General features: G+C 71.7%; 26 protein-coding genes and 4 pseudogenes. 19 read left to right on the top strand and 11 right to left on the bottom strand.

Annotated elements, in window-relative coordinates; genetic code table 11:
- Positions 1–5 precede the first annotated feature (5 nt).
- The 3 genes and pseudogenes from JD77_RS33870 to JD77_RS20795 form a co-directional block, all read right to left on the bottom strand.
- A complete protein-coding gene (locus JD77_RS33870) occupies positions 6–152 on the bottom strand; it encodes a golvesin C-terminal-like domain-containing protein (protein WP_246141377.1) in 147 nt (48 codons plus the stop codon).
- A gap of 61 nt (positions 153–213) precedes the next feature.
- Positions 214–654 (bottom strand): annotated as a pseudogene (locus tag JD77_RS33875) (glycoside hydrolase domain-containing protein); the annotation flags it as partial.
- 73 nt (positions 655–727) lie between these two features.
- Positions 728–1,174, bottom strand: coding sequence for a hypothetical protein (locus JD77_RS20795; RefSeq protein ID WP_145775804.1), 447 nt, complete (start codon positions 1,172–1,174; stop codon positions 728–730).
- 217 nt (positions 1,175–1,391) lie between these two features.
- Between JD77_RS20795 and JD77_RS20800 the strand changes: the two genes are divergently transcribed.
- From JD77_RS20800 to JD77_RS20830, 7 genes and pseudogenes are all read left to right on the top strand, one after another.
- Positions 1,392–1,802, top strand: a complete 411-nt coding sequence (locus JD77_RS20800) for a hypothetical protein (protein WP_145775805.1) — start codon at positions 1,392–1,394, stop codon at positions 1,800–1,802.
- 96 nt (positions 1,803–1,898) lie between these two features.
- The gene (gene rfbB, locus JD77_RS20805; RefSeq protein WP_145777698.1) at positions 1,899–2,888 is read left to right on the top strand and encodes a dTDP-glucose 4,6-dehydratase; all 990 of its coding nucleotides are present in this window, start codon (positions 1,899–1,901) and stop codon (positions 2,886–2,888) included.
- Between the two features lie 63 nt (positions 2,889–2,951).
- A pseudogene (locus JD77_RS20810) lies at positions 2,952–3,386 on the top strand (ABC transporter ATP-binding protein); the annotation flags it as partial.
- 109 nt (positions 3,387–3,495) lie between these two features.
- Positions 3,496–6,285 (top strand): DEAD/DEAH box helicase, encoded by a 2,790-nt coding sequence (locus JD77_RS20815; RefSeq protein ID WP_145775806.1) that lies wholly within the window; start codon positions 3,496–3,498, stop codon positions 6,283–6,285.
- 11 nt (positions 6,286–6,296) lie between these two features.
- Positions 6,297–7,565 (top strand): SWIM zinc finger family protein, encoded by a 1,269-nt coding sequence (locus JD77_RS20820; RefSeq protein WP_170286497.1) that lies wholly within the window; start codon positions 6,297–6,299, stop codon positions 7,563–7,565.
- A 17-nt stretch (positions 7,566–7,582) separates the two neighbouring features.
- Complete coding sequence (locus JD77_RS20825) at positions 7,583–8,356, top strand: TetR/AcrR family transcriptional regulator (protein ID WP_145775808.1); 774 nt, start codon at positions 7,583–7,585, stop codon at positions 8,354–8,356.
- 52 nt (positions 8,357–8,408) lie between these two features.
- Positions 8,409–8,837, top strand: coding sequence for a chymotrypsin family serine protease (locus JD77_RS20830; protein ID WP_342799656.1), 429 nt, complete (start codon positions 8,409–8,411; stop codon positions 8,835–8,837).
- Between the two features lie 19 nt (positions 8,838–8,856).
- Here JD77_RS20830 and JD77_RS20835 read toward each other — a convergent pair whose 3' ends face one another.
- The 6 genes and pseudogenes from JD77_RS20835 to JD77_RS20860 form a co-directional block, all read right to left on the bottom strand.
- Entirely contained in the window at positions 8,857–9,819 is a 963-nt protein-coding gene (locus JD77_RS20835; protein WP_145775809.1) for a sensor histidine kinase, read from the bottom strand.
- Between the two features lie 145 nt (positions 9,820–9,964).
- Positions 9,965–10,174, bottom strand: coding sequence for a TAXI family TRAP transporter solute-binding subunit (locus JD77_RS20840; RefSeq protein ID WP_145775810.1), 210 nt, complete (start codon positions 10,172–10,174; stop codon positions 9,965–9,967).
- A gap of 214 nt (positions 10,175–10,388) precedes the next feature.
- On the bottom strand, positions 10,389–10,658 hold the full coding sequence (locus tag JD77_RS20845; protein WP_246140791.1) for a hypothetical protein: 270 nt from the start codon (positions 10,656–10,658) through the stop codon (positions 10,389–10,391).
- 44 nt (positions 10,659–10,702) lie between these two features.
- Positions 10,703–11,677: an ROK family protein gene (locus tag JD77_RS20850; protein WP_145775811.1), complete on the bottom strand. Its 975-nt coding sequence runs from the start codon at positions 11,675–11,677 to the stop codon at positions 10,703–10,705.
- 5 nt (positions 11,678–11,682) lie between these two features.
- A complete protein-coding gene (locus JD77_RS20855; protein ID WP_145775812.1) occupies positions 11,683–12,030 on the bottom strand; it encodes a DoxX family protein in 348 nt (115 codons plus the stop codon).
- Positions 12,031–12,157: 127 nt separating this feature from the next.
- Positions 12,158–12,385, bottom strand: a pseudogene (locus JD77_RS20860) (type II 3-dehydroquinate dehydratase); the annotation flags it as partial.
- A gap of 190 nt (positions 12,386–12,575) precedes the next feature.
- Here JD77_RS20860 and JD77_RS20865 point away from each other — a divergent pair.
- The 10 genes from JD77_RS20865 (at position 12,576) to JD77_RS32260 (ending at position 20,872) form a co-directional block, all read left to right on the top strand.
- Positions 12,576–13,772 (top strand): helix-turn-helix domain-containing protein, encoded by a 1,197-nt coding sequence (locus JD77_RS20865; protein ID WP_145775813.1) that lies wholly within the window; start codon positions 12,576–12,578, stop codon positions 13,770–13,772.
- Between the two features lie 154 nt (positions 13,773–13,926).
- Entirely contained in the window at positions 13,927–14,172 is a 246-nt protein-coding gene (locus JD77_RS20870; protein WP_145775814.1) for a hypothetical protein, read from the top strand.
- Positions 14,173–14,381: 209 nt separating this feature from the next.
- Complete coding sequence (locus tag JD77_RS20875; RefSeq protein WP_145775815.1) at positions 14,382–14,645, top strand: hypothetical protein; 264 nt, start codon at positions 14,382–14,384, stop codon at positions 14,643–14,645.
- 191 nt (positions 14,646–14,836) lie between these two features.
- Positions 14,837–15,016: a hypothetical protein gene (locus tag JD77_RS35550; RefSeq protein ID WP_246140795.1), complete on the top strand. Its 180-nt coding sequence runs from the start codon at positions 14,837–14,839 to the stop codon at positions 15,014–15,016.
- Complete coding sequence (locus tag JD77_RS20885; protein ID WP_145775816.1) at positions 15,013–15,231, top strand: hypothetical protein; 219 nt, start codon at positions 15,013–15,015, stop codon at positions 15,229–15,231. Before JD77_RS35550 ends, JD77_RS20885 begins: the two co-directional genes overlap by 4 nt.
- Positions 15,228–15,578 (top strand): HAD-IA family hydrolase, encoded by a 351-nt coding sequence (locus JD77_RS20890; protein WP_246140796.1) that lies wholly within the window; start codon positions 15,228–15,230, stop codon positions 15,576–15,578. The genes JD77_RS20885 and JD77_RS20890 overlap by 4 nt, the downstream gene beginning before the upstream one ends.
- 338 nt (positions 15,579–15,916) lie before the next feature.
- Positions 15,917–17,284: a cytochrome P450 gene (locus tag JD77_RS20895; RefSeq protein ID WP_145777700.1), complete on the top strand. Its 1,368-nt coding sequence runs from the start codon at positions 15,917–15,919 to the stop codon at positions 17,282–17,284.
- 213 nt (positions 17,285–17,497) lie between these two features.
- Positions 17,498–18,937 carry a cytochrome P450 gene (locus JD77_RS20900; RefSeq protein WP_145775817.1) on the top strand — a complete coding sequence of 480 codons (1,440 nt, stop codon included), beginning with the start codon at positions 17,498–17,500 and terminating at the stop codon, positions 18,935–18,937.
- Between the two features lie 76 nt (positions 18,938–19,013).
- Positions 19,014–19,760, top strand: coding sequence for a polyprenyl diphosphate synthase (gene uppS, locus JD77_RS20905; protein ID WP_145775818.1), 747 nt, complete (start codon positions 19,014–19,016; stop codon positions 19,758–19,760).
- A gap of 17 nt (positions 19,761–19,777) precedes the next feature.
- Complete coding sequence (locus JD77_RS32260; protein WP_170286499.1) at positions 19,778–20,872, top strand: terpene synthase family protein; 1,095 nt, start codon at positions 19,778–19,780, stop codon at positions 20,870–20,872.
- Positions 20,873–20,992: 120 nt separating this feature from the next.
- Here the strand turns inward: JD77_RS32260 and JD77_RS35555 are convergent.
- Positions 20,993–21,280, bottom strand: a pseudogene (locus JD77_RS35555) (DUF6444 domain-containing protein); the annotation flags it as partial.
- Positions 21,281–21,683: 403 nt separating this feature from the next.
- Here JD77_RS35555 and JD77_RS20915 point away from each other — a divergent pair.
- Complete coding sequence (locus tag JD77_RS20915) at positions 21,684–22,712, top strand: acetylserotonin O-methyltransferase (protein WP_246140799.1); 1,029 nt, start codon at positions 21,684–21,686, stop codon at positions 22,710–22,712.
- 378 nt (positions 22,713–23,090) lie between these two features.
- Here JD77_RS20915 and JD77_RS20920 read toward each other — a convergent pair whose 3' ends face one another.
- Positions 23,091–23,387 carry a hypothetical protein gene (locus tag JD77_RS20920; protein ID WP_145775820.1) on the bottom strand — a complete coding sequence of 99 codons (297 nt, stop codon included), beginning with the start codon at positions 23,385–23,387 and terminating at the stop codon, positions 23,091–23,093.
- Positions 23,388–23,872: 485 nt separating this feature from the next.
- Here JD77_RS20920 and JD77_RS20925 point away from each other — a divergent pair, with 485 nt between their 5' ends.
- Positions 23,873–25,042 carry a helix-turn-helix domain-containing protein gene (locus JD77_RS20925; protein ID WP_246141318.1) on the top strand — a complete coding sequence of 390 codons (1,170 nt, stop codon included), beginning with the start codon at positions 23,873–23,875 and terminating at the stop codon, positions 25,040–25,042.
- Positions 25,043–25,155 lie beyond the last annotated feature (113 nt).

The following is a 25,155-nucleotide window of genomic DNA, read 5'->3' on the forward strand; positions in this document are numbered from 1 at the left end:
CCTGCTCAGACGCGGGTGATGCGGATCGCGTCGGCGACGACGTACCCGGTACCGCTGGTCCACCGGCTCACGCCCACCTTGTCGCCGTCGCCGGCGGCCAGCGTGAACACGCCGAGGGACACCCACCGGCCGCCGTTGACGCGCTGGTTCACCGGAGGAGCCGCTGGAGTACATGCCGGAGAGGTAGCCGAGCGCGTGCAGTCGTTCGGTCCAGCCGGAGAGGTACGAGAGCACGGCGGCCTTGCAGGACTCGCTCGACGGGTAGTGCTCGATGTCGTTGTAGAGCCCGCTCCCGGCGGGGATGCCCAGCGCCTGGGCGGCGCTCACCGCGCTGGTGGCCCGGGTTGCGCCCTGGCTCCTGGCGGTGGCCAGCCGGGACCGCCCCGGCCGGACCCGCTGTCGGGCGCGGTCAGCAGATCCGCGGCGCCGGGTCGCACGACCGGATCGTTCCGGTCCGCAGGGGTCGCTGCGGTCGCAGTCCCGGCCCAGGTCCGACAGCGCCCGCCACACCGGTCGCGCCGATGGGTCCTGCCATCCGTTCCACAAGACGTCCTCTCCTCGAAGCCCCTCCGGGCCGCCACCACGATCCACTTCCCGCTGTCCCGACGGCAACGGGCAGGTGTCCCGACCTGGCCGGGATTCGTCCCGGGACATCGGCCGGGTCGGCGGGGCGCTCGCGCCGGCTGCTCGTCCGGCGTGGGTCGACCCCGCGTACCCCAGACCGGCGTCACCGGGGCGCGACGGCACCCGTCGCCCGCGGCGCGGCGTCGTCGCGTACCCGTCGGGTGTCGAGCCCCGCCGCGACGGCGCGCGACAGTCCGAACAGGCCGGCGGCCATGAGCACGCTTACCGCGAGCTTCGGCGCGGCGCTGGCCGAGAGGAGGTCGAGGACCTGACCGGCGGCCAGCGCGAGCGGCACCCAGACCGGCACCAGACGGGCCCGCCACGCGCCGAAGGCCAGCACCAGCAGGCCGACCAGCCAGCCCAGGATCCAGAATGCGAACGACGCGATGACCATCGGATCGCGATCGAGCGCGTCGACGACCGGCCGCACCGCCCCCGGCTCGACGCCCGCCGCCGCGAGCGCGCCGAAGAACGCGTTGTAGTGCCACAGGTGGACCGTGGCGCGGTAGAGCGCGGGCACGACGAGGAACCCGCCGATCGTGGCGACCACCGGCCGGCGCCGGCCGAGCGCGCGGCGGGCTGTCTATGTTGGACGGAGCAAGCATGGCCCTGCGTCGGTCGAAGCGTCGTCCCCCGCCACAGCGACAGCAGTCCCGCTCCCGGAAGCCCGCCCAGGGACGGTGGTGGCAGGGCTGGGGGGTCAAGGCGGCCGTCATCTCCGCGCTCGTCCCGCTCGTGATCGGCGCCGTGTGGGCGCAGGGCGTCGGATGGGTGCGCGCCTGGTCCGCCGCGGGCCCGTTTCGGACGCGCAGGCCGCCGGCACCGCCACGCCGCCGACCGAGCCGGCGGTGATCACCGCGCCCGTGCGGCGCACCGGGACGCTGGTCATGGCCGACTACACGGCGTACGACCTGGACTCGACGGCCGCCAACTGGAGCCCGACCAAGGACGACTGGGGGCCCACCCGCGACGTCGGCTACGCCTCGTGGTGGCCGGATGCCAGCAACGACGCCCTGGTCAGCCGCGAGGACCCGAGGTATGCGGCCTCGCTGCCGGGCGACGGCCCCTGGCAGCGCGCCGACTGTGTCCGTGCCGAGTACGGGAGGCCGTCCGCGCGCCCGGTCGGGGACCGGCTCCTGGAGGGGCGCGGGATCTGCGTCGCGCGCTGCTCGTGGTGACCAGGTCGGTCCAGGGGCAGTTGACCGTCCGGGTCACCGTCTGGGAGTGATGCCCGGGCCCGGGACGCCCCCCGATAGCTTCGCCGTATGGAGCACATGCTGGTCACCGGCGGTGCCGGGTTCGTCGGCGCCAACTTCGTCCGCCGCGCGCTGGCCACCCGGCCCGGTCAGCGGCTGACCGTCCTCGACGCGCTCACCTACGCCGGGAGCCGGGCCAGCCTCGCGGAGGTCGCCGACCGGATCACGTTCGTCCAGGGCGACGTCCGCGACGCGGACCTGGTCGACGCTCTGGTCTCCGACTGCGACACCGTGGTCCACTTCGCGGCCGAGTCGCACGTGGACAACTCGCTGCGCGATCCCGCCCCGTTCCTGCGCGCCAACGTGGAGGGCACCTTCGTGCTGCTGGAGGCGGTCCGCCGGCACGACCGGCGGCTGCACCACGTGTCCACGGACGAGGTGTTCGGCAGCCTCCCGTTGCACGGCGGGGGCCTGTTCACCGAGGAGAGCCGGTACGACCCGTCGAGCCCGTACGCGGCCACGAAGGCCGCCTCGGACCTGCTGGTCCGGGCCTGGGCCCGGTCGTACGGGGTGCGGGCGACGCTGTCGAACTGCGCCAACAACTACGGGCCGTACCAGAACGTGGAGAAGTTCCTGCCCCGGCAGATCACCAACGTCCTGCGCGGGCAGCGGCCGAAGCTCTACGGCAGCGGGGAGAACGTGCGGGAGTGGACGCACGTCGACGACCACAACGACGCGGTCCTGCTGATCCTCGAGGCGGGGACGGTCGGGGAGACGTACCTGATCGGCTCCGGCGCCCAGTGGAGCAACCGCGACCTGCTGGAGCTGGCCCTGTCGCTGCTCGGCCGGCCGCCCGGCGAGTTCGACAGCGTGCCGGACCGGCCGGCCCACGACCTCCGCTACGCCTGCGACAGCTCCCGGCTCCGGAAGGAGTTGGGCTGGCGCCCCCGCTACCCGGACCTGCCCGAGGGGCTGGCGGGGACCATCGACTGGTACCGGGCCAACGAGTGGTGGTGGGGGCCGCAGAAGGCCGAGACGGAGGCCCGCTACGCCGCCCTCGGTCGGTAGCCTGCGCGGCGGGCCGTATCGCCTACCGTATGTTGTACGCTAGCCTCCTCGGGAGGGAGTCACATGACAGCGGACAACCACGCGATAGTTGTCGAGGGGCTGCGCAAGCGGTACGGGGACAGGCCCGTTCTGGAGGGCTTCGACCTGCGGGTCCGCCCCGGCACGGTCTGCGGCCTGCTCGGCCCCAACGGCGCCGGCAAGACCACCGCCGTGCGGATCCTGTCCACCCTGCTGCGCTTCGACTCCGGTCGGGCCGAGGTCGCCGGCTTCGACGTGGCCCGCCGGCCCGACCAGGTGCGCCACCGCATCGGCCTGGTCGGGCAGCACGCGGCCGTGGACGAGGTGCTCAGCGGCCACCAGAACCTGGTCCTCTTCGGCCGGTTGCACCACCTGGGCGCGACGGGGGCGCGACGGCGCGCCGCCGAACTACTGGACCGGTTCGGGCTGGCCGACGCGGGCGACAAGCCAATCAAGACGTACTCGGGTGGCATGCGGCGGCCGTGGCCTGGCCGCTCGTCCTGCTGGCCGTCTTCGTGCCGCTGGCCGTCGCCCGGTACCGGGCCCTGAGCCGGTGAGCCGGCGGACGACGAGTGAATCCGGAGGCACCGTGCGACTAGAGCCGTTCGCGGCCGTCTTCCTCCCCGCCGATCCGCCCCGCAGCGGCACGGTCGGCCTCTACGACCGGTCCGGGGCGACGCTGCCGGAACAGTTGGACGGACTGGGCGAGCGCGGCGAACTGGAGCTGGCCCTGCCCGGCGACGGGGCGGTGAGGCTGCGGGCGGTCCCGGCCTGCGCCGTCCCGGTCGGCGACGCGGTCCGCCGTCTCGTCGCGCTGGCCGACGCCGACTCCGTGGACCCGGCCGCCGCGTTCTGGTCGGCGGTGGCGGTCACCGGGCTGCACCTCGTCGCCCGGGGGCGGCTCCTGCCCGGGGTCTCCCCGGGCGGGTACGACGCCTGGCGGGCGGGCCCGTTCGACGCCGCCGACGTGGAGCGCGTCCGGGCCCTGGCCGCGGCGATGCCGGCCGAGGCCCGCGCGGTACCGGTCGACCCGGGCGCCGGGCGGCTGGTGCTGCCCGACCCGGAGGCGCTGGTCCGCGCCTTCCTCGACGCGGTGGCCGACACGCTGCCGCGCACCCCGGCGGCGACCTGGCTGACCGGCGACGCCCGGTTCACCGGCCTGGCACCCGAGCCGGCGGAGGAACTGCGCGACTGGGCCGCGGCGGTCTCCGCCGGGGTCGACACGGGCCTGCGCGTGGCGCTGCGGCTGGAGGGCCGGGGCGACCTCGACACCACCCCGCTCACCGCCGTGGTACGGCTGCGCAGCCTCGCCGATCCCACGGTGGTCAGCGACGCGGCGGCGCTGTGGGAGGGCGACGAGCACGGCCTCGGCGAGGGGGCCACGTTCGAGGCGATGCTCGCCGTGCGGCGGGCCGCCGCCGTGTGGCCGCCGCTGGAGCGGCTGCTCGACGTGGCCGCACCCGTCGAGCTTGAGCTGCTCGACGAGGACCTGGCCGACCTGCTCGGTGGCGCCGAGCGCCGGCTGGCCGACGCCGGCATCGAGTTCGAGTGGCCGTCGCGGCTTTCGCGTGAGCTGACCGCCCGGGTGCTGGTCGGCTCGCCGCCCGAGCGGCCCGCGGCGGTGGCGGAGTTCTTCCGCTCGGCCGCGCCGATGCCGCTGAGCTGGCAGCTCACCCTGGCCGGCGAACCGCTGACCGACGCGGAGACGGAGCTGGTCGCGAAGTCCCGACCGATCGTCCGGCTGGGGGAGCGGTGGGTGGCGGTCGAGCCGGAGCTGGCCCGCAAGGCCCGCGAGCGGCAGCTCGCGCCGTTGCCGGCGTACGACGCGCTGGCCGCGACGCTGATCGCGAGCGTCGAGGTCGAGGGCGAGCGGGTCGAGGTGGTGGCCGACGGCTGGCTGGGCGCGCTGCGCGAGCGGGTCGCCGAGCCCGACGGCGGCCCGGAGCCGCTGGCGGCGCCGGCCGCGCTGCGCGGCACCCTGCGCGAGTACCAGCTGCGCGGGCTGCGCTGGCTGGAGCGGATGACCGCGCTCGGCTTCGGCGGCTGCCTCGCCGACGACATGGGCCTCGGCAAGACGGTCACCGTCGTCGCGCTGCACCTGCGCCGCCAGCTCGACCCGGCGACCGCGGGCACCACCCTGGTCGTCTGCCCCGCGTCCGTGCTCGGCAACTGGGAGCGGGAGATCGCCCGGTTCGCCCCCGGCACGCCGGTCCGCCGGTACCACGGCACGGCCCGCTCGCTGGACGGGGCGGCCGGCGGGTTCGTGCTGACCAGCTACGGCACCATGCGCGTCGACGCCGGCACCCTGGCCGCCCACCCGTGGGGGATGGTCGTCGCCGACGAGGCGCAGTACGTCAAGAACCGGCTCAGCGGCACCGCGAGGGCACTGCGCGACATCCCGGCCCGGGCGCGGGTGGCGCTCACCGGCACCCCCGTGGAGAACAACCTCTCCGAGCTGTGGGCGATCCTCGACTGGACCACCCCCGGCCTGCTCGACCGGGTCGGGGCCTTCCGGGCGAGGTGGGCCCGGCCGATCGAGGTGGACCGGGATTCGGCCGCCGTGGACCGGCTGTCCCGGCTGGTCCGCCCGTTCCTGCTGCGGCGCCGGAAGTCGGACCCGGGCATCGCCCCCGAGCTGCCGCCGAAGACCGTCACCGACCACCTCGTGTCGCTGACGGGCGAGCAGGTTACCCTCTACCGGCAGGTGGTCGGCGAGGTGATGGCCGAAATCCGGGCCGGCGGCGCCGGTATCGCCCGGCGCGGGCTGGTGCTCAAGCTGCTGGTCGGCCTCAAGCAGGTCTGCAACCACCCGGCGCACTACCTCGGGGAGTCGACCGGCCGGCTGGCCGGCCGGTCGGAGAAGCTCCAGCTCCTCGACGACCTGCTGGCGACGATCCTCGCCGAGGGCGGCGCCGCGCTGGTCTTCACCCAGTACGTCCGGATGGCGCGGCTGCTCCAGCGGCACCTGGCCGAGCGGGGTGTGCCGGCCCAGCTGCTGCACGGCGGCACGCCCGTGGCCCAGCGCGAGGAGATGGTGCGCCGGTTCCAGGCCGGCGAGGTGCCCGTCTTCCTGCTCTCGCTCAGGGCGGCCGGCACCGGCCTCAACCTGACCCGGGCCGATCACGTCGTCCACTACGACCGGTGGTGGAACCCGGCGGTGGAGGAGCAGGCCACCGACCGCGCGTACCGGATCGGGCAGACCAGGCCGGTGCAGGTGCACCGGCTGATCGCCCAGGGCACCCTGGAGGACCGGATCGCCGCCCTGCTGGAGGCGAAGCGGGAGCTGGCCGACGCGCTGCTGACCGGTGGCGAGACCGCGCTGACCGAACTGTCCGACGCCGAGCTGCTGCGGCTCGTGCGGCTGGACGACGAGGCATGAGGAGCCGGGACGTGGACTTCGACTTCGAGTTCGCCGACCTCGACGACGAGCCGGCCGACGACGACCGGCGGGCCCGCAGCTTCCCGGCCTTCGGCCCGGGGAGGCGGATCGGCCGGAAATTCGCCGACACCTGGTGGGGCAACGCGTGGATCGAGGCGATGGAACGCACGGCGCTCGACGCGGAGCAGCTCCGCAAGGGCCGCCGGTACGCGTTCGCCGGCCAGGTGGGGGCCATCACCGTCAGCCCCGGCCGGATCTCCGCCGGGGTCCACGACGGCGACCAGTACGCCGCGTACCGGACCGTGGTGCGCGTCGGCACCCTCACCGCCGCCGAGTGGGACCGGCTGCTCGACCGGGTCGCCGCGCGGGCCGGGCACATCGCCGCGCTGCTCGACCGGGACATGCCGCGGGAGCTGGTCGACACGGCCGACGACGCGGGGGTACGCCTGCTGCCCGGCTACGGCGACCTGGAACCGGAGTGCGACTGCCCGTCCTGGGACCACCCCTGCCGGCACGCCGCCGCCCTGTCGTACCAGGCGTCGTGGCTGCTCGACCGGGATCCGTTCGTGCTGCTGCTCATGCGCGGACGGGCCGAGGCGGAGCTGGTCGAGGAGCTGCGGCGCCGAAACACCCGCCGGTCCGTCCTCTCGACGGGGGACGACGGCCCGGCGGGTAGCCCGGCCGAGCAGGCGTACGCGAGCGCGCCGGCACCGCCGCCGGGGCCGCCCCCGCCGGTGCGGGGCGAGCCGATGGCGCTCGCCCCACTGCTCGCCGGGCACGGGGCGCCCGGCGTCGACGCCGAGGCGCTCGGGCTGCTCGCCGCCGACGCCGCGTCCCGGGCCCGGCAGCTGCTGGCCGCCACCCCGGCCGAGCTGCTGGCACCCGAGCACGACGCCTGGCGCGACGCCGTGCGGCTGGCCGCCCGGATGCCGCGCTCATCCGCCGCGCGGCGCCTCGGCGAGGCCAGCGGCCGGGCCGGCGAGCTGCCCCGGGCCGTGCGGGCCTGGCAGTACGCGGGCGCGGCGGGCGTGGACGCCGTCGACGCGGTGTTCACCCCGCAGAGGGAGGTCGCGGCCCGCGCCACGGAGGCGCTGCGCGAGGCCGGCGAGGGGGAGGTCCGCCTCTGGCGTAACCGGTGGACCGTCGGCCGCGACGTCCAGGTCCGGTACGGCCGCGACGGCCGCTGGTACCCGTTCCGGCGGCGCTCGGGCCAGTGGTGGCCGGCCGGCCCGCCCAGCCCGGACCCGGCCGACGCCCTGCTCGACCTGTCCCGCGACTGACCTAGGATGGCGGCACTATGGCGAGTGAGCGCAAGGGCAAGGTCGACCCGGCCCGCAGCCTGGCCATCCTCTGGCGCACCCGGGAGCCGGCCAGCCGCAGCGCCGGCCCGGGCCTCAGCGTCGACCGGATCGTCCGGGCGGCCATCGAGATCGCCGACGCCGAGGGGATCGACGCGCTCACCATGCGCCGGGTCGGCGAGGCGCTGGGCGTCGGAACGATGTCGGTCTACACGTACGTGCCCGGAAAGGCCGAGCTGCTCGACGTCATGGTCGACACGCTGTACGGCGAGATGCGCCGCCCGGCGGACGTCCCGGGCGGCTGGCGGGGCCGGCTGGAGCAGATCGCCCGGGAGAACCTGGCGCTCTACCAGGCGCACCCCTGGCTGCTGCGCGCCGAGACCACCCGGCCGGTGCTCGGCCCCAACCTGCTCGCCAAGTACGACTACGAGCTGGGCGCCGTGGCCGACATCGGGCTCGACGACGTGGAGATGGACGCCGTGCTCACCCTGCTCCTCGGGCACGTCAAGAGCGCGGCGCGGGCGGCTCTCGAGGTGACCGAGTTGGAGCGCGAGACCGGCATGACGGACGGCCAGTGGTGGCAGTCGCACGCCCCCTGGCTGGAGAAGTTCATGAAGTCGGGCAGCTACCCGACGGCCGCCCGGGTCGGCGCGGCCGCCGGCGAGGCGCACGGCGCCGCGTACGGCCCGGAGTACGCCTTCGAGTTCGGACTGCAGCGGGTGCTCGACGGCATCTCGGTGGTGGTCGCCGAGCGCTCGCCGGGCGCCGGGTAGCCCCGGCGCTTGAACCCGGCGGGCCCGGCGCGGATGCTGTACCGCCTGGACCGTGGACCCGGCCACCGGCCGGACCACCGTCGCGGTCGACGACGCCGTGAGCGAGAGCCTGCTGGCCGCCCTGCGCGCCAGGCTGGCCGGCACCGACGCCGTGGTCCGCCGCGAGCCCGGCCGGCTGAGCACCCTGATCGCCGGCGGCCAGGCGATCTACGCCGGCGGCGGGGGCCGCTGCTCGCTCGGCGCCAACGTGCGCAGCGGCACCACCTACTACTTCGTCACCGCCGGCCACTGCACGTCGGTCGGCAGCACCTGGTACGCCGACAGCGCCGGCACCAGCGTGCTCGGCACCCGCACCGGCAGCAGCTTCCCCGGCAACGACTTCGGCATCGTCCGCTACACCTCGTCGGTCAGTCACCCGAGCGCCGTCTACACGTACCCGGGCCTGCTGGCCATCAACGGCGCCAGCGTGACCATCCCATGAGCCGGCGGGCCGGTCGGCCTCACCCGGCGAAGTGCGGGTTTCCCGCGGTGAGCCGCAGCGTGAAGCCGTCCGGCCCCCGGTGCGACGTGACGTGGTTGCAGGACTGGTACGCGATCCACAGGCCGAGCCCGCCCACCGCGCCGTTGCCGGTCGGCAGTAGCCCCGCGAACGGGTCCGTCGGCCCCTGACCGCCGTCGCTGACCGTCACCACGATCCGGTCCGGCCCGGCCCACAGCCGCATCCGCACGGGCGGCCGGCCGTGGCGCAGCGCGTTGCTCACCGTCTCGCTGACCGCGACCACCAGATCCTGGACGTCGTCGGCGGGCAGCCGCCCCCGGGCCGCGCCCTGCACCGCGGCGCGGGCCTGCGCCGCCGTGGGGGAGGTCAGGTCCACCTGCGGCGGCGTCGCCTGGAGCGGGTCGGCCGGCGCCGGCGGGCTCTCCCGCAGGTACGTCGCCGGCTCGACGTACGTCGGGCTGGGCAGGTGCCGGCCGTCCGGGGTGGTGTGCCGGGGGTGGGTGCGGGCGACCTCGGCGAGCACGTGCGCCGGCGTCGTCCGGGTGTCGTACGCGCACATGCTCCACAGCGGGAACTCGTCGTACGCGTGGTTGACGGCCGACTCGTACCGGGCCCACCAGTCCCAGGTCACGCCCAGCGCGGCCGGCGGCAGCTCGCCGATGATCCGGATCTGTCGCGCCCCCTGCCTGACGTACGCGGCCAGCAGGTCCCGGTACGACCGGATCGCCGAGGTCGGCCGCGGGTACATCCCGTCGCCGGGCAGGAAGGTGACCCCGGAGTCGGGCGGCAGGGCGGCGCGGACCAGGGCGGCGTTGCGCGTGCCGAGGGCGACGACGGTCGGCTCGCCGGCGGCGACCCCGCCGAGCAGGAACGGCGTGGCGACGGCGAGCAGTTCGTCGTCGGAGCCATAGCAGACGGCCTCGTGGTAGTAGCCCCGGTGGCCGGCGGCGGCGCCTGTCCTCATCGCGCCCCGACGGCCGCGCACGCCCGCGGGCCGGCTTGACCGGCGGGCAGGGCGGAACGCGGACTGGTCACGCGCTCTGCCTCCATACCCGCAGTCTATTCCCGTCCCGACCGGCCGCCCGCCCCGCCCGGCCCCCCGCGTCAGCTCATCCGCCCTGGTAGAACCGGGACGCCCCGGGGTGCAGCGGCACCGGGTCGGTGTTGGTCGCACTGCCCCGGTCGAAGTTGCGCCCGGCGGGGTGCACCGCACCCAGGTCGGTCTGGTGCGCGAACAGCAGCGCTGTCAGGTCGTGCGCCAGTTTGTCCGGCATGTCCTCGTTGACCAGGAGGAGGTTCGCCACGGTGACCGTCGGCACATCCGTGCCACGGCGCCGGCTCCGGCGCGGCGCCCCCGCCGCAGCGGGCGGCCAGCAGCGCCGTCACGAGCGCGAGCACGAGCGCCACCCGACGCGGCGCGGCGCGGTCGGAGCCCGGACGAGATCCGACCGTGGCGACGGGGATTGGGAACGGATTCACGGCGGTGTCGGAGCGAGCCAACACCGCCGCGCCGCCGGCAGGGGCCGGCCGGGATCAGCGGGCGCGAAGCGTCCGCAGTGCGCCGCCCCAGGCGACCACCTGGTCGAGCATCTCGGCGACGGCCTTCGCCTGCGCCGGGGCCGGCCGGAAGTCGCGGAAGTCGACGAAGTCGGTGACCAGGGAGAGCGCCACGTGGGCGCGGACGTGGGCGACCTCGACCTGGGACAGCACCAGGCGCAGGTGCTCGGCCGCCCGGGTGCCGCCGTGCACGCCGTAGCTGCGGCCCGGGCGGGTGCTGCCGACGACGATCCCGATCCTGATCATGCTGGCTCCTCTCCAGTGGACGGTGGGGCCCGGCGTCGCCGGGCTCAGGAGGTCACGGGCCCGGACAGGGTCCGGGCCAGGGCCACCGCGCCGTGCAGCGAGGAGAGCCCGCCCAGGGCGGCGGCCCGCACGGCCGGCGCCGGACGGCCCGGCCGGGCCAGCCGGGCCACGTCCCGCTCGACGAGCCCGACGAGGCCGGGCAGCCCGGCGGCGAAACCGCCGCCCAGCACCACCACCGCAGGGTCGACCAGCTCGCCGAGGCTGACCACGGCCGCCGCGAGCGCGGTCACGCCGGGGCGTACCGCCTCGCGGGCCCACGCGACGTTCTGCCGCAGCCCGTCGCGCAGCTCCGCGAAGCCCACCTCGGCGCCCCGCGCGGCGCGGGCGCGGCGCAGCGTGGCCGGGCCGGAGGCGATGGCCTGGAGGCAGCCGGTGCGGCCGCAGTCGCAGCGCGGCCCGTCGAGGTCGATCACCATGTGGCCGATCTCGGGGGTGGCCAGGCCCGCCGCGGGCAGCGGCCGGCCGCCGAGCACCACGCCCCCGCCCACGCCCGTGCCGACCCCGAGGTAGACGACGTCCTCCGCGCCGACGTGCCGCGCCTCGGCCAGCGCCGCGAGGTCGCCGTCGTCGGCCCAGGCCGTCCGGCTGCCCGGGAACAGCCGCCGCAGCGTCTCGTCGAGCCGCAGGCCCGCCCAGCTCGGGCGGCCCGGCCAGACGGTCACCCGGCCGGCCGGGTCGGGGGTGGCGGGCATCGCCACCCCGACCGCCGCGATCGGCAGCCCGGACTCCGCGCGCAGCGCCGCGACCGCCGCGGCCAGCGCCGCCACGTCGGCGTCCGCGCCGCCGTCGCCGGGCCAGGTCAGGGTCCGCCCGCCCGCCCGCCCGCCGGCCTCCGCGACGCCGCTCCCGCCTACCGCGACCTCCTCGGCGCGCAGGCTCCCGGCTACGGCGACCTCGGCGCGCAGGGCGACCTTCGTGCCGCCGACGTCGACCCCGAGGACAGCCGCGGGCCCGGCCAGGGCGCTCAGCCGTTCAGCACGTGCAGCAGCGCGACCGCGGCGGACGCGGCCGCGAACGCCACCGGCAGGGCCACCACGTTGCCCGGGTCCTTCGCGCGCAGGTGGTAGGTCACCGCGCCGATCATCAGGATGGTGAGGCCGACCGCCGCCGCGATCCCGGCGGGCGCCCAGTACAGGCCGAGCACCAGGCCGACGACGCCGGCCAACTCCAGCGCACCGATGACCTTGGTGAGCCCCGTGGAGACGCCGAGGTGGCTCATCCGGTCGTCCATCTTGCCGAGGAGCTTGGGTACGGCCGTCGCCGCGAAGACGACGGCCAGGATGACGCTGAGGGCGATGAGGGGAACCTGCACGATATTCCTTCGGTGCCGGGGCAGCCTCGGGGGCCGCCTGGGTTTCGCGCTGTCGCTGGGCTTCGGACTGTCTCTTGTGGTGGTGACGCGTCCCTGCGTGGTGCTGCGGTCGTTTGGGGTGACCCGGTCAGGCGACGGTGGCGACCAGGGCGCGGGCGGCCAGCCGGTAGCCCAGCGAGCCGAGCCCGACGATGACCCCGCTGGCCAGCGGGGCGAGCACCGACTCGTGCCGGAAGCTCTCCCGGGCCCAGACGTTGGACAGGTGCACCTCCATCCACGGTCGCGGATAGTTTGCCAGGGCGTCCCGCAGGCTCCAACCCGCGATCATCAGGGCCCCCGGATTGACGATCGCCCCACGGTGTCGTAGTGCTCCTGCCATTGACGCTGAGCTGGGTAGCGCACGAGCGGTGGTCCGCCCGACATCTTCCGAAACTCTGCTGCGGCGGGGCGTGACGATCTTGCCACCCGGAGTACCGTCATCTGCGGCGGCCCGCCGGAGTAGCGGCCGGCGGCCCGCCGCCCAGACCGCTACCTGGGAGACGACGATGACCGATCCCCAGACCTTCGGTGCGCGCCTACGCGCCCACCGCGAACGCGCAGGGAAGACCCGCCCCGTCCTCGGTGGACTCGTCGGCCGTAGCGCCGAATGGGTCAAGGCCCTGGAGAACGGCCGTCTTCTCCCGCCCCGGCTACCCATGCTGCTCCGCCTGGCCGAGGTGCTGGACATCTCCGACCTCGCGGACCTGACCGGCGGCCAGTCCCTGCCGGTGGCATCCGTAACCCGCGCCGGCCACGCCGACGTGGACAACGTCGCCGCCTCCATGCAGCGCACCACCGTGCCCGTCGGCGAGCCGGCATCTGTCGACACCCTGCGTGGCCTGGTCGATCAGGCATGGGCGCTGTGGCATCGGTCCACCACTGAGCGCACGGCCGTCGCCGCAGTGCTTCCCGGGCTGCTGGCCGAGGCGCAACGCAGCGCCCGCCGGCTGGACGGCCTGGCCCGCCGGCAGGCGCTGGTCGAGTTGGCGCGCGTCTACCACCTCGCGCAGTTGTACGTCGCCCACCAGCCGCATCCAGAGTTGGTGTGGCTCGCCGCTGACCGGGCGATGCTTGCCGCTCAGGACGCCGACGCCCCGGCCGCGATCGCCGTAGCCGCCTGGTACTACGCCCACGTCTACCGCGGCGCGAACCAGGTAGACGCCGCCGAGCAGGTGCTCGTCGATGCCGCCGGCCTGGTTGACCCAGCCGCGGGTGGGGAGCAGTTGGCGCGGTGGGGGCAGGTGCAGCTCGGCATTGCGCTGGGGCACAGCAAGGCCGGCCGGGCTGGGCAGGCGTGGCGTGCGTGGGACGCCGCCGACGAGGCCGCGAACCGGCTCGGCAGCGGGTACGCGCACCCCTGGCTGATGTTCGGGCCGGCCGCCTGCACGGCGTACGCGGTCACCATCGAGACGGACCTGTGTCGGCCGGGTGAGGCCGTCCGGCGGGCCGATACGGCGAACTACCGGGCATTGCCCTCGCAGACGCGTCGGGCTGCCGCCCTGATCGATGCCGCTCGGGCGCACATGCTGGATCGAGGTGAGGTCGCCACGATGCATCTGCTCGGCCGCGCGCTGCGAGAGAGCGTCGACACGGTGCGGCACAACCCATACGCCCGCACGGTCGCGCTGGAACTGTCGAACCGGCCGGGCACGGTCGGAGAGGATGCGCGGGAGTTGGCGCTTGCGATCGGGGTGATGGGGTAGTCCTCCCTCGGGTACAAACTCTCCCCGCCGCTGCCCGTGACCGCTCGTAGCGTCCAGGTCACTGGCGGCGGCGGGGCTCTTCCCACGCCTGACACCCGATAGGGACCGACGAGACTTCGCCGCCGCCTCCGACGCTCAACGAGGAGGCGACCCGGTGACGATCTGGTTCAGGCTGCGCGACATTGTGCGGTGGCTGCTGCGGCGGTCCGATCCGCCCCCGCCGCCCGGGACCGGCCAGCGTCACCAGGCGGCCGAGCAGGCAGCCGCGCGGCGACGCCTGCTTGACCAGGCGCAGCGGCTGCGGGACACCCGCTGGTACTGCGAGCCGACGCAGATCGTCCCGAACGTGCCGATGACGCTGGGCCAAATCACCGCCTATGGCACGAGGGCCGAGCGGTGAGCCGGGTCGAGGACCGCCTGAACCCGAACGACGTGCTGTTCGGCGCCAGCCTCGTCGCAGGCGACCATGAGGCCGGTTGGTTCGCCGCACGGCTGTGACCTGTTCGTCTGGGCGAGGTCCCTGGTCGATTTGGCCGCCGCCGACATGGCGCAGTTCCGGGCGTTGGTGCAGGCGTGGTGATCGGGCACCCGGACCGTGGGGTTGGGCGGGTGCGGGCGCTTCCGGCCGTGCCGTCGGACACGACGCTGTCGTTGCGGGCCGGCGAGTGGGCGACCGGCGGGAACGTGGTCGGTGTGACCCAGGTTGACGTGCGGACGGTCCGCGTTGGGGGCAGCCCGGAGGGCGTGGCCGGCTGGGTCTGGGTGCGCGGCCACAACCTGGAGTGCCGGTGGCCGTGGGTCGCGTGCGCGCGGGAGTGGTGCGTCAGGGTGGCGGTGCGGGCCGAGGCCCTGTACGACGCGTTGGCGCGGTGATCGGCTGTGTCCGGGCGGGTCTCGTACGAGGAGTACCTGCTCGCCGTCGCCTTGACGCTCGCGCGGCGGCATCGGCCGGTGTGGTGCTGGTGGAGGTGGCGGCGGGTGTGCCGGTGCGGTGCCGAGCTGCCCTGCCATGTTCGGCACCGGATTCCGGTCAACCGTGGTCACTGGCCGGACGGGGCGGCGGGGTGAGCGACGGGCAGGAGCGGGTGATCCTCGCCGTACACCTGCGGGGGCTGGACGGGATGTGTACGGGGTGTCGGGTGTGGTGGGGGCGACTCACGCCGTACCCGTGCTGGCAGGTGGAGTGGGCGACCGGCCGGCAGGCGCGGGCGATCATGGCGCGCTATCTGGGGGTGCGGGCGTGACGGCCCATGGGCCGGTGCTGCCGGTTTGGAGCTGCGGCGGCTGCGGCGCGCCCTGGCCCTGCCGGACCCGCCGCCAGGAACTGCGAGCGGAGTACGCGGACGCGCCCATGTCGCTGGCGCTGTACATGGGGGCGCAGTTCGCCCGCGCCGCCGAGGACCTGACCTGGGCGCCCGCCGGCAGCCTGCACCGGCGCTTCCTGGGCTGGCTGCGGTGAGCGCCCGACTCGGCCGCGCTGCGGGCCGCGTGCGGTCGCTGCTCGACATCCTCGGGGTGCTGGGGCTGTTCGACCACGTCATCGGGTCGGACGAGGTGGCCCGCCCGAAGCCGGCGCCGGACATCGTGTTGCAGGCGCTGCGGCTGATGGACGTGCCACCGTCGCAGGCCATGATGGTCGGGGACGCGGTGACCGACCTGATGAGTGGTCGGGAGGCGGGGGCCACGACGGTGGCCACGACGTGGCACGGCGGGGATGTGGGTGCGTTGTTGGCAGCTGGGCCGGATCTGGTGGCGCATGCGCCGGGGGATCTGCTCGTGCACTGCCCGGCGGCGCTCGTCTCCTGACTTCCACTCACCTGCAGGGGACGGCCTTCACTCCGACAACCCCCGGCCGCTGACCCAAGGGGATGACAGCGAGTCACGCCGGTTTTGTGAGCGGCGGCTTCAAGGCCAGAGGGTCTTCCCTGGCGCAACCCACCAGGTTGAGGCTATGATCACATTCGTAACACACCCGTAACATTATGAACTTGTACCTCAGTGAGCTCCCATCCCATCCCACGTGATCGAGACTCTGCGCGCGTTCGCGTACGAGGTGACGATCAGAATCTCCCGGCCGACGGCGGGCCCCTCCGGGCCGCCCTCACCCATCCGACACTTCGCTGCATGAGGCGGTGATGGTTGCCATGGCGCGCGAATCCGACCGCGCAGTGATCCGCTCGGGCTCCCCCATACCCGAGGCTCCGGGGGCGTACCCCCTGGTGGGGCACGCGCCCTACCTGGCGAGGAATCCGCCGCCCTGGCTGGCTGCCTGCCGGCAGGCCGGCCCCATCGTGCGAGTTCGCCTCGGCCCACGACCCGCTTACCTCGTCTGTGCCCCGGAACTGGTGCACCGCATGCTGGTGATTGATGTCGAGGCGTTCGACAAGGGCGGCCCCATCCTGGACAACGCGCGGCCGTTCGTCGGCAACGGGCTGGTGACCTCGGCACACGCGGACCACCGAAGGCAGCGGAGAATCATGCAGTCGGCCTTCAGTCCCGACCGCATCGACGGTTACGCCTCTGTGTTCCAGCAGGAGAGCGACGCCATGATCTCGTCCTGGGCAGCAGGAAAAGAGATCGACTTTCTCGTCGAGGCCCACGCATTGGTCGCGCGGACACTCGCGCGGACCCTGCTGCCCGAAGCCGAGCTGCCCGAGTCCAGCTGGCTCGCGGACAAGATCGCTGACTTCCAGGCCGGACTGCTGATCCGCACCGCCCTGCCTCATCCCTGGATCCGCCGGCTCCCGCTCCCCGCCAACCGGCGCTTCGAGCAGGCCCGAAGCCAACTGCAGGCCTCGGCACGCCGGGCCATCGCAGCGGCTCGCACCCGGCCGACCGCGGGAAGCCTGGTGGACAACCTCATGGCAGCCCGCGATACCGACGGGGACGCCCTCAGCGACCAAGAGTTGGTCGACCAGATCATCACCCTCCTCCTCGGCGGAACGGAACCCACGGCCTGCACCCTTGCCTGGGCCGTACACCTCCTCACCCAGCACCCCGACATCCAAATGCGCCTCCAGGACGAAATGGACAGCGTCCTGAACGGGCGCGCGGTCGGCCCGGAGGACTTCAGAAAGCTCCGGCTGACCCGCAACGTGCTACAGGAGACCCTGCGGCTGTACCCCATCGTCTGGATGATGACCCGGGTCAACACACAAGAGGTCACCCTCGGCGGCCACCGCTTCCCCGCCGGGACCGATTTCCTCTTCAGCGCCTACCAGCTTCAACACGATCCCGCTCACTTTCCCCAACCCGAGCGGTTCGACCCTGACCGCTGGGACACACCCGTCAGCGCCTCCACACGGCAGGCGCACATACCCTTCGGCCAAGGGCGCCGAAAGTGCATCGGCGACACCTTCGGTATGGCAGAAGCAACCATCGCGCTGAGTACGATTTTGACCCGGTGGCATCTCCGTCCGGCGTCCAACAGCCGTGTACGCAAACGCTTCCGCTCAGATCTGAGCCCCACCGAACTACGGATCACTCCACACCCCAGGAATTCCAGGACCTGATTCTCCGGCTCGGTTCTCCGTCGTCATCAGAAGTTTCGTTGAGGGCAGCATGAAGCCGACCGGGTCAAGGAATTAAACAATGAAGACTTGACGGACTTCGACAGATTTGTGTAGCCAGCTGTATTCAGCGGCCAATTGGTGCGCGCGCTGGTGCGCATTATGGAACAGGGCGTGGCCTGCTGAGCCAAGTCCGCTCTTCATGCGAGGAGTTCGATGAGCGATCGGCTGAAGGAAGTCCCCTATCTGCCGAGGAAACTGCCGTTCCTGGGGCACCTGCCGGGAATGGCCCGCGACCCCTTCGGTTTCTTCGACAGAGCAGCTCGGCACGGCCCTCTGGTCCGCGTCAGACTCGGCCCCAAGGCCGCCTGGGTAGTAAATGACCCCGCCCTGCTACGGCACATGCTGGTCGCCGGTCACGGCGACTTCGACAAAGGGGGCGGGGTCGTCGAGGCGTTTATCAAGCTGTGGGGCGGAAACGGCGGCCTCGCGGCGTGCCCGCACGAGGCGCACCGGGTCGCAAGGCCGCTGATGCAGCCCGCTTTCCACCCCAGCCGAATACCGGGTTACAACCGGCAGATGGTGCGCAACGCGACGGAAATCGTCGGGCGGTGGCGACCGGGTCAGGTAGTCGACATCGACCGGGAAATGACGCGCCTGACCACGAAAACGCTGACGAACTCGCTGTTCACCGATCCCGTCTCGGTCCGGTGTGTCGATCAGTTCCAGCACGACCTGCCGATCATCAGCTCCGGTCTCCTTGCCAGGACGATCCTGCCGGCCTATGGCCGACTGCCGCTGCCAGCCAATCGCCGATATCGCGAGGCGCAAGCGCGGACGCGCTCGGCCATCGACTCGATGATCCGCCACCGCCGGGAGGATCCAGGTGACTACGGAGACCTGTTCAGCCTGCTTCTGGTACGTGGACCGGACGGCACCGTCGCGCTGAGCGACGAAGAGGTCCAGGGCCACATCTGGAGCTTCATGATCGGAGGCATCGACACCACGGCCGCGCTGCTGGCCTGGACCCTCAGCCTTCTGGTCCGCCATCCGCACTGGTACACCCGGGTGGAGAAGGAGATCGACACGGTGCTCGACGGAGCACCGCCCTCCCATGCCGACCTGGCACGACTGCCCCAGCTACAGCGTGTCCTGACCGAGACACTGCGTCTGTACCCACCGGGCTGGGTGGTCAGCCGGGTGACCCGCGCACGGACCGCGTTGGGCGGCTACCGGATTCCCGAGGGCGCGGAACTCTACTTCAGCATTCGTACGTTGCTCCGTGATCCGACGATCTACGCCGATCCTGACCGGTTCGACCCCGACCGTTGGCTGCAGGAGCGCTGTACACGCGAACAGCGCGAGGCGTACCTCCCCTTCGGAGCCGGAGCCCGCAAGTGCATCGGTGACACCTTTGCCCTGGCCGAGGCCGCCTCGACCCTGGCCGTGCTCTTGCAGCGCTGGCGGGTTGAACCGGTGGCCGGATCGCAGGCCACGCTGAAGGTCGGCGTGGTGCTGCATCCCAAGGGGCTGCGCCTGCGCGTCACCCCAAGAACGCCGACCCGTCCCCTTCGCTCCGAGACCGAGGATCCCGTGCCCGCGCGGGGGCAGGAGGGATCGGCCGGCACCCCGCATGAGACCGGCCAGGGCTCGTGACGCTCTCGCTGACCGAGTGCTCCAGGTGCCCTGGCGCGCGCACCATCAGAACGCTTGAGGGGACGTGAAGTGTGTTATGAGCGAGCAGAAACCGTTGGGCAGACTGCAGGGTCAGAGTTTTGATCTGCCGGAACATGTGGCCGTCATCCTCGACGGCAATCGGCGCTGGGCGCAGCGTCACGGGCTGCCCGCTGTCGAGGGGTACCGGCGGGGCGCGGTGCAAGTCGGTAACTTGTGGGACTGGTGCGAGGAGTTGGGCATCGGTTATGTGACCGTGTGGGCGTTTTCGTTGGACAATCTGCGCCGGTCCGATGAGGCGGTGCGGGCGCTTCTTGAGGTCATCGCAACTGGGCTTCGGGAACTTGCCGATCAGCGGCGTTGGCGGATCCGACCCATCGGCGCACTGGAGGCCCTGCCCGATCGCACCCAGGAACTGCTGTCCGAAATAGCGGCCGATACCGCTGACATACAAGGCGTGGTGGCGAATGTGGCAATCGCCTACGACGGACGCCAGGAGATCGCGCAGGCGGCCCGCGCCCTGATGAATGAGCACTCTTCCGGTGCCGTGTCACCGGGGAGGGCCGTGCCCGGTCCGGTGGTGGACGAATCGGGGCTGGCCCGGCACCTGTATACGGCGGGGCAGCCGGACCCCGATCTGGTCATACGCACGTCGGGGGAGCAACGGCTGTCCGGCTTCATGCCCTGGCAGACGGCGTATGCGGAATACCACTTCGTACCCGTGTGCTGGCCCGACTTCACCCGAGGGGACTTCGACGACGCTCTGTCCGTGTATGCCAAACGCCAGCGCCGCAGCGGTCTGTGACCGGCAAGGAGACTAAAATGTCCGTTCCGCCCAGCCCCGATGTCTTCGGACGCCCTTTCGTCGTACCGGAACTGCTTACCGGGCTGGAGCCGCAGTTCCACCCCCAAACCGCCGAGATGGAGCGGAGGATCGACGCGTGGACTCGCCCCTATCTGGAACGAATGGGGTTCGATGAGCAGGCGATCGCCGCATTTCTCGCGCGACGCCAGCCCTGGTGGCTGATCCTCATATACCCTCACGGCGTTCCCGACCGTCTGGTCGCCATGGCCAGGCTCATCCAGTTCATGTGTGCCTTCGACGACCTGACCGACCGGTTGGACGCCGAGGAGGTGTCGGAGCGCACCGCCAGCCTCGCAAAGCGGTTGGTCTCCCTTTCGTCCAGCTCGTCGACCCCGGACCTGGACCCCCTTACCGGGATGCTGGCCGATGCGTGGACGTCCGTCACCTCGGACATGACCGCAGGGCAGATGGCCCGGCTCACAGCCGCCCTGAAGGAGTTCGTCGAAGCCGAACTGCGCGGCATCGAAATGGCAGACGCCGGCGACATCTTCCGGTTCGAAGACTACCGACGCTTCAGACGGTTCAATGTCGGCACACCGGTCTATGTGCGAGTGGCGGATTTCGTTCTCGGGTTGCCGTTCCCGGAGGAGTTCTTCACGGACCCTGACGTCGTTGAAGCGCTGGCGCTCGTCTCGGAGCACACCGCGTTCGTCAACGACCTGCTGTCCTTCGGCAAGGAGATTGCCTGTGGCCACTGGCAGACCAACGCGCTGGCCGTGTGGCACGTGGCCGAGGGACTCGACCTCCAGGCGTCCGTGGACCAGCTTGCAGCACATCTGCGCAAGCTCCAACAGGAGTTGGCACTACGCTCGAACCGCATCCGCGAGGGGCGGTGGGCGGGCCTCGAAGGGCTGGAGAGTTACCTCACCGAACTCAGCCTGATGGTCGCCGGCGACGTCCTCTTCGAGTTCGCCACATCCCGCTACCGGGGAGACGGCTTCGTCTGGGACGGAATCACCTCCGGCATTGCGACCTACCATCGCAGCCACTTCGATATCAGAAAACTTCCGCAGGCCGAACAGCAGGATCCACTGCCCGCACGCGTACTTTGAACGGCAGTCAACCCCGTTGCGACCGTCTGAGCCAGGTCCGGGTGATCCGCCTGGTACGTCCTTCGCCGCGAGCTGCCACAACTTGCTCCGCGCCGCCGGCACGCTGACCGGCGCCTTGACCGGCCCATCCGACGACGGCGGCTTCGACGACGTCCGTGAATCCCTACGCAGCTTCGCCTCCAACTCCGCGACCCGCTGCGTCAACACCTCAATCCGCGCGTCCCGCTCGGCCAGAGCCCGCTCTCCAACCGGGCAAGCCGCTGCAGCGGCCGCACAACCGCCGGCGAGTCGGACGCGACGGCCAGGATGACTCAGGCAGCCACCAAGATCAAGCCAGGCGGCCCAAAATCGGCCGAGAAGTTGGTCTTGTGAGCAACTCCGAGGGCGGTGTACGGTGACACAGAACACAAAGGACCAAGTAGTTTAATGTCCATGACGGACGGCGACCAGATGCGTTGCTGCGCAGCGTTCGCTGACCCTCAAGTCGCTCGTTACTGCCCGCTTGTCGGTGCTGTTGGCGGCTAGTCGCCACCTCGGTGGTGCTTGGTTTGTGGTCTCTCTCCCAATGTCACTGCCGGAATTAGAATTCGCCTCTGTCTCGGGATTCTTTCTCTCATCGCGATTGAATGCACTGTCGTTCCGCCCGACGAAATGTGTCCTTCCGTGGGGAGGTCGCGGCTCGTGCGCCAACTACTACCCCTGGCCCGACTGATGCCTGATTCAACAAGTTGGGCCGAGGCGCTGTACGACATCGAAAGGAGGAGGGGGCGCGGACCAGCAAGTGCCGTGCTCTGTACCGAAGATGACGACAATGAATGATCTGGATCTGACTCCCCTGCCGTTGATGCAGCTGAGTAGTGGTTTCTCGAGCTTCAAGACCTTCGCCGCCGCAGTGGAGTTGAGTCTGTTCACCCGGCTCGCCGACGGTCGGACGATGAGCGTGTCGGAGGCGGCTGCCGAGTTCGGACTACCGCATCGTCCGGCGGATCTGCTGCTCACCGCTTGCGCCTCGCTGGGATTGCTGGAGAGGCGCGGTGACGGGTACGGAAACACCGCACTCGCCGAGAAGTTCCTGGTCGAAGGACGCCCCTACTATTTCGGTGGGTTGGTACGGTTCTACGACAAGCGCGAGTACCCGGCGTGGGATCGTGTTCTCGATGCGCTTCGGACGGACAAGCCGACCGCCTGGGACCCGGAGGTCCAAGACTCTCCGTTCGTGGCCGAGGACGCGCAGATGCTGCAGTTGTTCTGGGACGCGATGCACTGCATCTCGACATTCACCGCCCGTACTCTCGGTGAGGTCTACGACTTCGGCAGGCACTCCCGTCTGCTGGATGTTGGGGGCGGCTCCGGAGCGTTCCCGATCGAGCTGTGCCGCCATTACGCGCACCTGTCGGCGACGGTGTACGACCTGCCCCACGTGTGCCCGATCGCTGATTCGAAGATCGCCGATGCCGGACTGAGTGGACGGATCACCACGGTTGCCGGGGATTTCCTGCGCGACGCCGCGCTGCCTACGGGCTACGACGTGATCCTGTACAGCATGATCATGCACGACTGGGGCGAGGACACCGACCGGGAACTGCTGCGCCGCGCTTACGAGGCACTGGCACCCGGCGGTGTGGTCATCATCAGCGAACTGATGCTCAGTGCCGACCGCACCGGCCCCGCCGAGGCCGCCCTGATGGGTATGAACATGCTCATCGAGACCACGGCCGGCAAGAACTACTCCGAAACCGAGTACATGAACTGGCTACAGGATGCCAAGTTCTCCGACATCCGTACCCTGCCGTTCGTCGCGGCCGGCGCGAACGGGGTCGTCATCGGCGTCAAGGACTGACCGGACCGTGACGACAGTCGGGGCGGCGGGCGGCAACGGGTCGCCTGGTGCAACGCCGCCGCCCTGTTCCGCCTCGACGTCACCGGCTGAGCGCCGCGCCTCCGAAGGCGGCCTGACGTGGCAGCGTGTGTGATCGAGCGGCGTGCCGCATGGTCAGTCGGGGGGTCCAACCACGCGTTGTGAGCGACGAGGAAATCGACGCGGACATAGTCGCCACGACACGCGGGGTCGCTCATCGGGATATGCGAGGGCCCTTTCCCTGGGTGGGAAAGGGGCCCTGGTGGCCGGCGACATGGCGCAGTCCCGAATGGCGCCGGCCGGGGCCGGCGCCACGTTGGAGAGCAGCTGAACAACGGTGAGAAGGTCAGCGGCTCTCATCTACCAGTTGCAGTTGGCGGCCGGGATCCAGCCGTCCTGCCACGGCGCCTCGGCCCCGTGGCCGTAGTACCAGGTCCCAATGTCACTGCCGCCGTAAATCGAGTGCACGCGGAAGCCTCGCCCGGGGCTCAAGGTGCGTAGGACGTTGCCCCAGGGCTGGTCGCGCAGCCAGGTGGACTGGTTGGTCACGCAGATGTCACCAGGGGCATCGCTGGCAGCGGCGGGCGCGGACGCCACCGCCGATCCAGCGACGACGACGGCCATGACCGCCAGCGCGCGTACAACCTTGCGCTTCATGCACTTCCTCTCGATCGAATGCCCTACGAGCCAACCGATTATGCCCAATCGCCGCCGGCGCGGTCGTAGCCAACCTGCCGGCAGTTCGTCAGGTGTACTCCTGGCTGGACATGGTCCGCGCTGGTAACTGGCAAGCGAGCGCGAGACGCGGTGCGGGTGCTGCTGGCGGCCGAGTACGTCGGTCCGCAGTACGCCCGGTCGTCCGCGGCGGCGCGAGGAATCGCGTGTGGGCTGGTGCCTCGGGGGATCGCGTCTCACAGTTACGGGACCTGCGCGAGCGCATGGGATCTCCACGTCGAAGACGGCATGGACCTGACAGACGGGGACCGGGGAAGGCCACGTTCTGCTGTGTGGGTGCGGTGTTTTGGGGTCTGCGGATCATCACCAGCCAGTAGTACGGTCGGTGGCGGCGAGGTTGCCCCTCGTCATGCTTGAGTGCCCGCCGCTCGTACCGCTGTCGGGAGATCACTGTGCCTCGCCGAGCCATACCTGCTGACCCGTCCGTAGGTGACCGCATTAGGGCCCGCCGTGAGCTGCGCGGTTGGAGCATTCGGTACGCCGCCAGTCGCGCCGGCACCTCGCATACAACCTGGTCGCGTATCGAGCGTGGCATCCAGCGCACCGACCGGTACATGGTGGTGGACCTGGCCGCCGCACTGGAGTGCTCGGTGATCGACCTGACCGGGCAGCCATACACGCCCGCCGATCGGCAGCTTGATGGTGCGCGTAGCGACGCTGAACGGGTGTGGCGGGGCATGATGGCGCGCCCGTTCGGCTCGCCGCCGGATGTCGGGGCCGCCACTGTGGATCAGGTAGCCCGGGAATCTGCGCTGGTGCGGGATCTGTACGGCCGGTGTGACTATGCCGGCGCCCTGCATCGGCTCGTGGACCTGCTTCCCGCCCTGCACGGCGTGACCGACCAACGGGCGGCGTACCGGCTGATGGTGCCGGTGTACGGAGTGGCGATGGGCTCGTTGCTGAACGTCGGCTATCCAGCTCACGCCTGGTTGGCCGCCGAGCGGTGCGCCGAGGCGGCAAACCTGCTCGACGACCCGGTGCCGGTGGGGGTGGCGGCGGCCAACCGCGCGCGAGTTTCGGCGTACACCGGGGCCTACGGTCCCGCCCGCGACCTCTGTGACCGGGCCGGCGCGGACCTGGAGGGGAGCGGTGCAGACAAGGCGTTGGACGTGCTCGGGTTCCTGCACCTGGCCCGCGCACACCACTTTGCCGGCATGAAGGACCAGGCCGCGGCCGAGGAACACCTAGCCGAGGCGGCCCGCATCGCCGCGCACACGGGAGAGACGGCGAGCTGGGACCTGGCGTGGGGGCCGCGCAACGTGGCGTTGTGGCGGATGGCCTACCAGCTCGATACCGGGCGCCCAGAGGAAGCGCTGCGGACTGCTACCGGCGTGGTCGTAGCCGACCTGCCGGCAGTGCGCCAGGTGTACTTCTGGCTGGACATGGCCCGCGCAATGACGGCCGCCGGGCGGGAGCGAGACGCGGTACGGATGCTGCTGGCGGCCGAGCGCGTCGGCCCGCAGCACGCCCGGTCGTCCACCGCAGCGCGGGAGATTGCCCGTGGGCTACTGCGCCGGGGGATCGTGTCCACGGAGTTGCGGGGCCTGTGCGAGCGCATGGGGATCCCCGCGCAGTAGTGGTGCGTAGGTGTTCCACCACTTTCCGTGCCGTCCATAGCGTTCTCATCAGGACGCGACGGCAGGAAACAGGCACTTCGCCGCCACGTCCGAGGGTGGCGGCGGTGCTGACC

Source organism: Micromonospora olivasterospora (assembly GCF_007830265.1).
Taxonomy (GTDB): Bacteria; Actinomycetota; Actinomycetes; order Mycobacteriales; family Micromonosporaceae; genus Micromonospora; species Micromonospora olivasterospora.